The sequence below is a fragment of the Puniceicoccus vermicola genome, from assembly GCF_014230055.1.
Classification (GTDB): Bacteria; Verrucomicrobiota; Verrucomicrobiia; order Opitutales; family Puniceicoccaceae; genus Puniceicoccus; species Puniceicoccus vermicola.
Map to the genome: position 1 here is coordinate 120,212 of NZ_JACHVA010000033.1, position 7,508 is coordinate 127,719.

A 7,508-nucleotide genomic window follows, 5' to 3' on the forward strand; every position below is an offset into this window, starting at 1 on the left:
TCAAAGAAGAGGACCGACGAGGTGAGCAAAGTCTTCGATAAATCTTCGGCCCTTCCCTTCCGGCATGACCACCTCGCCCATCGGCTGACAGTCTTTCTCAATGGCCCGGACCCAATCCGCAAAAGCAGCGTAGTCACCCGGATCGGTGTGAACGATCCCCATCTCGAAATTCACAAACAGGCTCCGCATGTCAAAGTTGGCTGAACCCGAGAGGGCAATCTTGCCATCAATCAGGATGAGCTTCGCATGGATCATGCCCGGCATGAAGAATTGGACATCGACGCCGGCTCCTTGGAGCTGACGCAGGTAGTGAAACCGGGCGACGTCGACTAGCTTTTGATTCGAATGCCGCGGGATGATGAGACGCACCTTGCGACCCGCATGAGATTTGACGATCAGCGAGCGAAAGAGCACCTCGTCCGGAACAAAATAAGGAGTGACGATCGTGATCGTATCCCGGCAATCCTGAATCAGCTCGAGAATCCGCTCGTAGAGGGCGTCGGTCGACACCTCCGGCCCACTCTCGATGATCTCCAAACTCCGATCCCCCGCTTGCGGAAAATCCAAAGAGAAGATTTCGCTGAACCGGTTGGCCTTCTGACGGGAGGCAAAAATCCAGTCGTTCAGGAAAATGAAATTAAGGTGCCGCAGAACCGGCCCCTCCACATCGATGGAGAAATCCAAAAACGTATCTTCTGTGATTCTCGGGCCCATGAATCGCATATCGATGTTCTGCCCGCCGGTAATGGCTCGTCGGTGATCAAAAATCGCCAGCTTCCGGTGATTGCGCAAATTCGCCGAAGAGTGGCTGTGCAGGGGGAGCAACGGCATAAACCGAGCGACCTCGCCCCCGGCCTCCTTCAGCTCCTCTACCCACTTGCCACCGTTGGCAAAACACCCAAAGGCGTCGAGAAGCAGGCGCACCTTGACTCCCTCCTTTGCCTTGCGGATCAGTGCCTCAATGATCGGCATCCCCGCCTCATCCTTCGTAAGGATGTAGGTCATGATGTGGATGCAGGATTCCGATTCCTCGATGCCATTCATAATGGCGTTGTAGGTGGCCGTGGCATCGGGCAACAACTGACAAGAATTCCCTTCTGTCTTCCGCAGGCGTTTCAACTCTTCCGCAGTCACGTCCTCGCCCGCCAGATAGCGGGAGTCCTCCATGACCTTCTTCTTCCGCTCGACAAGGCCCCGGCTCTTCCGACCTCCGAGGAGAAAATAAAGAGGCACCCCAATCAGAGGCATAAACAACACGGCAAAGGCCCAGGCAAAGATGTTACTGGGGGTCCGCTTCTCGTTTAGCATTCTCCCGATAATCATGATCCCGAGAAAAAACCCGAGCCAAGTCAGCACATGAGCGTAGGTGAACCCGATCAGAATACTGATGCCATTGAAGAAGGGCTCGGAAAGGTCCTTCCAAAGTGCGTGAAGAGAATCGAGCATAGCTAGGTGTTCGAGAAACATGAAAGAAGGTGGAGGGATCGGCAACCGCAGATCTCTCCGCCGCATTTCGGATAAAATCCGATCCTCCTGTTGCCTCCGCCCCAACGAGGGTTTCATAATTCCCCAACAAACTCACCACGATTGCGCCCCATTCTGACTTCTCCAATATGCCGGAACGAAAACTGATCACCTTGAACATCGCCCACGGGCGCGGCCTTTCCTTCTATCAGGGGTTTCACTCTCCCAACGGAATCCGCAAGCAACTGGAGCGTATCAACAAGCTACTCGACCGCTTTCATCCCGATATTGTCTGCCTTCAGGAGGTCGATGAGTCTTCCCACTGGAATGGTCACATCAATCTCCTCGAAGAGATTCAGAACAAAGAGTCTCTTCCCTACTCCTACCTCGGCGTCCACAACCGCCGGGATGGCGCTAAAAAACTCGCCTACGGCAACGCGATCCTTTCCCGCTACCCCATTCGCGAGGCCGTGACCGTGCCATTCGGGAAGAATCAGCTCGGAGAGAAAGGCTTCCTCTTTGCCCGAATCGAGTTCCCCGAAGGCATGGTGTCCGTGGTCAATCTCCACCTCGATTTCCGTTCGCGGGTGAAACGCCTCGCCCAGGTGGAACAGGTGATCCGCTTCCTCCACGACGAACTCTCGATGCCTGGGGACCCTCTGCTGCACCGGCCCATCGTTTGCGGCGACTTCAACGCCCGGGCCACCTTACGCCGCGATGCCGTCGCACAACTTTTTGGATACATGAAGAGTCATCACGAGTACGCCCTCCACCCGGAAAAGGCGCGTTCGTTCCCGGCCCACAGTCCGATGAAATGCATCGACTTCATTTTCCTCCCAGAACCAATGAAGTGTCACGCCTGCCAGACGATCCGCAGCTACGTCAGCGATCACCGTCCGGTTTTCATGCGCTTCGAGATTCCCGAGCCGATCGACCGTGGAACCGCTCCCATCGCACCGGTCGAGTAATACCGAATTTAGGAAGTTTTGATAGTTATGGCGGGATGGGAAATGAGTCTGAGCAAGGCGGCCCAATTGAAGGCGGGTCTGCGACCCGTGTTATTTGGGCTAACGCTGCTCAGGCTCATTTCCCGCCCGTCCCAAGGGGATGCGCCCAGAATCGAAGGTCGCGGCGTTGCAGGGATTGGAGCGTATCTCGATACGAACCCGATCCCTGCGCCTTGCGCTGCTTCGATTCTGCGCTGCACCATAACGGTCAAAACTTACTAAATTCGGTATAAGATTGGCTCCAATCTGCACCCGATTGCCGGGAGATTCTTCGACAAAAAAAAGCGCGCTCGCCCGGGACCGAAGTCCACTGGCGAACGCGCCTGTAAAGAACTATTGGGTGGAGTCCGGACCGACTACTCGGATGACCCGGTCTGCCAATCGTATTTCGGCGTCAACTCGCGGTCTTCCACGTGCTTCCGATCTCCCTTATGCCACCAGTAGAAAATGGGGCTGGCAATGTAGATCGAAGAGAAGGTTCCGGTGATGATCCCGATCAAGAAGACGAATGCGAAATCAACGATGATTCCCGAGCCGGCGAGATAGAGCGCAAAGGCTGCCATGAACGTCGTCAAACTGGTCAGGATCGAACGACCGAGGGTCATATTGATCGCGAGATTGACCACCTTCTTCAAGGTATAGGTCGGGTTGAGGGTCAACTCTTCCCGGATACGGTCAAAGACAACAATCGTATCATTGATCGAGTAACCGACGATCATCAGAATCGCGGCAATCATCGGTGCGGAGAACTGTCCATCGGCCAAAACGAAGATCCCGATCGTCATCAAAACGTCGTGAATCGTCGCGACCACAGCCCCGATCCCGTACCCCACTTCAAAGCGGAGTGCAATGTAGAGAAGGATGCCGAGGAGAGCCACGCCAACGGAGATGATCGCGTTGCGCTGGATGTGCTCACTCACTGAAGCCCCGATGCTGGTCTGCCCTTCGAGGACCAAACCGGCTTCCGGGTGCTGCGCTTTGAGGGCTTCAAAGAACTCCTCGCCCTTTCCAACTTCGGTCTGGATCGTCAGCGATTCTGTGTCGTCGATCATGTTGACCTGATACACTGAGGTCACCTCGCCAAAGCCACCCTCGTTCGCCGCTGATTGGATCCCGGAAATCGGAATCTTCTCTTCGTAGGCGACGGCAATCTCATCTCCTCCGACAAAATCGATGCCGAAGAGGTGATCCCAATGGGACCAGATCGCGAACACGCCGCAGGCGACGATCAACCAGGAAACCAGAAATGCTGGTTTGCGGAAACGGAGGAAGTCGACCGACAACGGCCCGGGAAGGCTGAAGCCGAGAATCTTCTTCACACCGGCCTTGTAGACCAGGATCTCGAGAAGAAAACGACTGACCACCAAAGCACAGAAGACCGAGGCACAAATCCCGATGGCAAGGGTAACCCCAAAGCCTTTGACTGGCCCGCTACCGAGCCAGATCAGGATCCCCGCGGTGATCAAGGTGGTGACATTCGCATCCACGATGGTCGAGAAGGCCTTGTCGTAACCGCCAAGAAGAGCACTCGTCGTCTTCTTGCCGGCACGGAGTTCTTCCCGCACCCGCTCAAAAATGAGGATGTTCGCATCCACCGCCATCCCAACAGTCAGCACCAACGCGGCTACACCTGGGAGGGTTAAAGTCGCCCCGAGGCTCGCAAGCACACCGAGAACGATCAAAACGTTTACGATGATCGAGATGACCGCGACGATTCCGCCGAGGCCATACCAAGCAATCATGAATACGATCACGAGCCCGGCTCCAATCTCGGCCGCAAGGATACTCTTATCCCGGGCGTCCGCCGCGAGAGAAGGTCCGACTTCGCTCATTTCCTCGACCGAAAGTTCGTATTCGAGAGGATTGTTGAGGGTATTCGCCAGCTCCAGGGCTTCCCGTTGCGAGAAACGCCCGGAGATCGTTGCTCCTCCACGAATCACTTCACGGACCGTCGGCGCACTCTTCAGCTCCCCATCCAAAACGATGGCCAACTGGCCGACCGAACCGGTCTCGTTGTTCCCTTCGACGATCTTTTCGGTGATCGCGGCAAAACGCTTATCCCCTTCGGAGGTAAAATCGATATAGACCTGAAAACCGCCGGACTGATTCTGCATCGCACCCGCCTTGGCCACAATCGAACCCGTCGCCTCGGCAACTCGCTTTACAAAATAACCTCGCTCGACGATCTCGCCTTCCTGGTTTTCCTCTTCAATATAGAGAGCTTCATATCCCAGGGGAGCGGAAATTCCTTCCGACGGAACCATATCCCGATTCACCAAGCGGAACTCCAAACGTGCCGGTTTCCGCAGAGACTCAATCCCCTCGGGATCGTCTCGCAAATTCATTCCGGGGAGCTGGATCTGGACGCTATTATCCGAAACTGGCCGGATCACTGGCTCGGCGACCCCTAGCCCGTTCACCCGGTTCTGCATGACTTCCACGACCTGCTTCAGCTGGTCTTGCCGCTGAAACTGGTTCATATCCGCCAAGGCTTCATCGTCGAGTTGGAGGGTAAACGAAACCCCGCCCTCAAGATCGAGACCGTAACGCAGATTCTTCTTCGAGCGCTTCAACAACTCACGCAGGAGCACCTCATTGCGACGCTCCTGATTCCGAATATCCACGAGATTGATCTCGGGGAAATAGGAAGCGAGATCGATTCCTTCCGCGTTAACGATTTCCCGCATTCCTACGTAGACGGACGGGTATTCTCCCGCCTCGACTCCCGCAGACGCGCGGTCCACCAGTGCTTGAACTTCCTCCTGACTCCCCTGCTCGACCACATACGGGCCAAACTCGCGGTCCTCAAACGGGACGAGGTTCAGCAGCGCCCACCCAAGGATCGCTACCGACAGGACGGCCTTCCAGAGAATACCCCCGGACATGTTTTGCCTCAATGCGAAGTCCCCTTAGGAGGGATCTTCGACCTTGTTGGCTACGAAGGACCGGCCGAGCTCGACCTTAACCCCCTCGGCGACTTTCACCACCAGACGGTCGTCCTTGACGTTCGTGATCTCCCCGAAGATGCCTCCGGAAGTGAGAATCTTGTCGCCGGTCTTCAGCGCTTTAATCATCGCTTCCTGTTGTTTTTGGCGCTTGCGCTGCGGAGCGATGATCAAAAACCACATCCCTGCAAAAAGAAGGATGAAGAAAAGAATCGGAGTGAGACCGCCGGCGCCACCGCCGGGGGCTACTTGTGTAGCGAGTTGAATCGGAAGGTCCATGACTGGGTTTTATTGGTTAGGCTTGTGAAAAGACGAAACCGAAAAGAAAAGGTTCCGACTCTTAAATTGGCAAGGATGAATCACGAGAAACTCTCCGAAAAGGGATTGACAGTCCGGCGAAAACTCCATCTTCTCCATCCTTTTTCTAAATTCGATGGCGAACACTAAAGCATCTCTCAAGGACATCCGGCAAATCGAGAAGCGGACCGAACACAATAAACAGGTCCGTTCGCGGCTCAAGACCCTTGCCCGGAAGGTCAAGGCTGCCCGAGCAACAGGCGACTCCGATCAGGCCAAAAGCGCTGCACGCGATTACATCGCTGCGAGCGACAAGGCTGCCAAGTCCTCCATCATTCATCCGAACAAAGCCAATCGGCATAAGGCATCTGTCTCCGATTTGGTTCGTTGAGGCCCGGAATCCTTTCCCTTCGCCCCGGTGAGTGGGGCGATCGCTCTCAGAAAATTATTCTTCTGGGGGCCGGAGAATCTTGGTCCGTTTTGGACCAACCCTCGCTCGGTGGCGAGGAAGCACCCAATGCAGCTGAAGCAACAGCTTCACTTCAGGCTGCCCTAAGAAGTCGGATCGAGGAAAACAGTCCGACTTACAAAAGCCTTCTCGGCGACGGAGCGACCGCCGCCTACTCTCTCCCCTGCGGAGGACCTGTCGTTTTTGCCGGAAGCCGCGAATCCCTCTCGCTTTTGCGAGAGGACTATGGATCGAACCACTGGACGTTTCGCTTTCTTCTCCTTACGAGAGGAGGTCCCGCCGAAGATGACATCACCTGCGATCTTCCGGTCGCCGTTCATAACACCAAACCTCAATCCCTGATTTCCCACACCACGGGAAAACGGGCCCAAACTCGATTTCAACGAATCATTCGTGGCGAGACCCTGGAACTCTGGGAAGCAAAGACGGATTTCCTCCGCCCGGATCAAATCCGACTCCACGCCTCCGAAATAGGGCTCCCCATCGCGGGTGAAAGCCTCTACGGCGAGCACGAGCCTATCTCCCGGCCCGACCTACCCGGAACCCGCAAACCCGGCGGACGCGGATTCATCCTTTTCCCGGGTCCGGCCATCCATCTCCACCAGCTCTCCGCCCCACTCCTGGGGGATCAGCCTTTCACCTCAAAGCCCCCAAAATCCTTTATTAAGTGGATTCAGGCTCATCTCCCTGAAGAAAAGGATTTACAAGAGGCACTAAATTCGCTTTCTTGATCGTTTTTTCCGCAAACACCAAGCAATATTCCATTCAATTTTTGAAGAACTATGGGCAACCTACGTAAAAAGCGCCGTCTCAAGATGAACCAGCACAAGCGCCGCAAGCGCCTTCGCGCCAACCGGCACAAGAAGCGGGTCATCTAAGAACGACCTACATCGGTTCACGGCTTCGGCTGCGAACAAACGATTTGAAAAGAACCTTCCCTCGCGGAAGGTTCTTTTTTTTGGTTCATCGTCGATTGGCGGGAAAGAAGTAGCAAAGAAGCGGAATCGAAGTTAACTGATGTTGTAACTACACTAACATCAACCACTTCAAAACCGCTTCAACATGAAGTCTGTACTATGTTCCCTGTTTTGGGAAGGCTACACTTTGTATAAACACAAGCATCTGGGAAAAGGGCATTTGTTGTTCATCCTAGAGGCCCTAAACGATCCGGTCTGTGGAGGTTGTGGGCAGAGTTGCCGGAGGATTCACGACCAGTCGCTGCGCCGTATTAGCGACTGTGATCTGTTGGATCAGCGGTTAAGTCTGGAGTTGAGTGTCCGTCGGGTTCGCTGCGGGCGCTGCGGGACGAAGACCGAACGCATTGCG

The 7,508-nt window shown here is 55.0% G+C and carries 8 protein-coding genes and 1 pseudogene; 6 read left to right on the top strand and 3 right to left on the bottom strand.

The window, feature by feature from the left end; all coding sequences use genetic code 11:
* Positions 1-1,467, bottom strand: coding sequence for a phospholipase D-like domain-containing protein (locus H5P30_RS03005; RefSeq protein WP_185691482.1), 1,467 nt, complete (start codon positions 1,465-1,467; stop codon positions 1-3).
* A gap of 146 nt (positions 1,468-1,613) precedes the next feature.
* Here H5P30_RS03005 and H5P30_RS03010 point away from each other — a divergent pair, with 146 nt between their 5' ends.
* Together H5P30_RS03010 and H5P30_RS03015 are read left to right on the top strand one after the other, a co-directional pair.
* Positions 1,614-2,432, top strand: coding sequence for an endonuclease/exonuclease/phosphatase family protein (locus H5P30_RS03010; RefSeq protein WP_185691483.1), 819 nt, complete (start codon positions 1,614-1,616; stop codon positions 2,430-2,432).
* A 27-nt stretch (positions 2,433-2,459) separates the two neighbouring features.
* A complete protein-coding gene (locus tag H5P30_RS03015; RefSeq protein WP_185691484.1) occupies positions 2,460-2,693 on the top strand; it encodes a hypothetical protein in 234 nt (77 codons plus the stop codon).
* Between the two features lie 134 nt (positions 2,694-2,827).
* Here H5P30_RS03015 and secD read toward each other — a convergent pair whose 3' ends face one another.
* On the bottom strand, positions 2,828-5,356 hold the full coding sequence (gene secD / locus H5P30_RS03020; protein WP_185691485.1) for a protein translocase subunit SecD: 2,529 nt from the start codon (positions 5,354-5,356) through the stop codon (positions 2,828-2,830).
* 24 nt (positions 5,357-5,380) lie between these two features.
* Entirely contained in the window at positions 5,381-5,695 is a 315-nt protein-coding gene (gene yajC, locus H5P30_RS03025; protein WP_185691486.1) for a preprotein translocase subunit YajC, read from the bottom strand.
* Between the two features lie 154 nt (positions 5,696-5,849).
* On the opposite strand from yajC, the gene rpsT reads away from it, so the two are divergent.
* The 4 genes and pseudogenes from rpsT to H5P30_RS03045 form a co-directional block, all read left to right on the top strand.
* Positions 5,850-6,104 carry a 30S ribosomal protein S20 gene (gene rpsT, locus H5P30_RS03030; RefSeq protein WP_185691487.1) on the top strand — a complete coding sequence of 85 codons (255 nt, stop codon included), beginning with the start codon at positions 5,850-5,852 and terminating at the stop codon, positions 6,102-6,104.
* 89 nt (positions 6,105-6,193) lie between these two features.
* Positions 6,194-6,913, top strand: coding sequence for an RluA family pseudouridine synthase (locus H5P30_RS03035; RefSeq protein WP_185691488.1), 720 nt, complete (start codon positions 6,194-6,196; stop codon positions 6,911-6,913).
* Positions 6,914-6,964: 51 nt separating this feature from the next.
* Positions 6,965-7,060, top strand: coding sequence for an AURKAIP1/COX24 domain-containing protein (locus tag H5P30_RS03040; RefSeq protein ID WP_185691489.1), 96 nt, complete (start codon positions 6,965-6,967; stop codon positions 7,058-7,060).
* 184 nt (positions 7,061-7,244) lie between these two features.
* Positions 7,245-7,508: pseudogene (locus tag H5P30_RS03045) on the top strand (transposase family protein); the annotation flags it as partial.

What these genes read in the sequence shown, in the direction of transcription:
- yajC (WP_185691486.1), bottom strand. Translation starts at nt 5,695, where the DNA reads ATGGACCTTCCGATTCAACTCGCTACACAAGTAGCCCCCGGCGGTGGC.
- H5P30_RS03040 (WP_185691489.1), top strand. Translation starts at nt 6,965, where the DNA reads ATGGGCAACCTACGTAAAAAGCGCCGTCTCAAGATGAACCAGCACAAG.
- secD (WP_185691485.1), bottom strand. Translation starts at nt 5,356, where the DNA reads ATGTCCGGGGGTATTCTCTGGAAGGCCGTCCTGTCGGTAGCGATCCTT.
- rpsT (WP_185691487.1), top strand. Translation starts at nt 5,850, where the DNA reads ATGGCGAACACTAAAGCATCTCTCAAGGACATCCGGCAAATCGAGAAG.
- H5P30_RS03015 (WP_185691484.1), top strand. Translation starts at nt 2,460, where the DNA reads ATGGCGGGATGGGAAATGAGTCTGAGCAAGGCGGCCCAATTGAAGGCG.
- H5P30_RS03010 (WP_185691483.1), top strand. Translation starts at nt 1,614, where the DNA reads ATGCCGGAACGAAAACTGATCACCTTGAACATCGCCCACGGGCGCGGC.
- H5P30_RS03005 (WP_185691482.1), bottom strand. Translation starts at nt 1,467, where the DNA reads ATGTTTCTCGAACACCTAGCTATGCTCGATTCTCTTCACGCACTTTGG.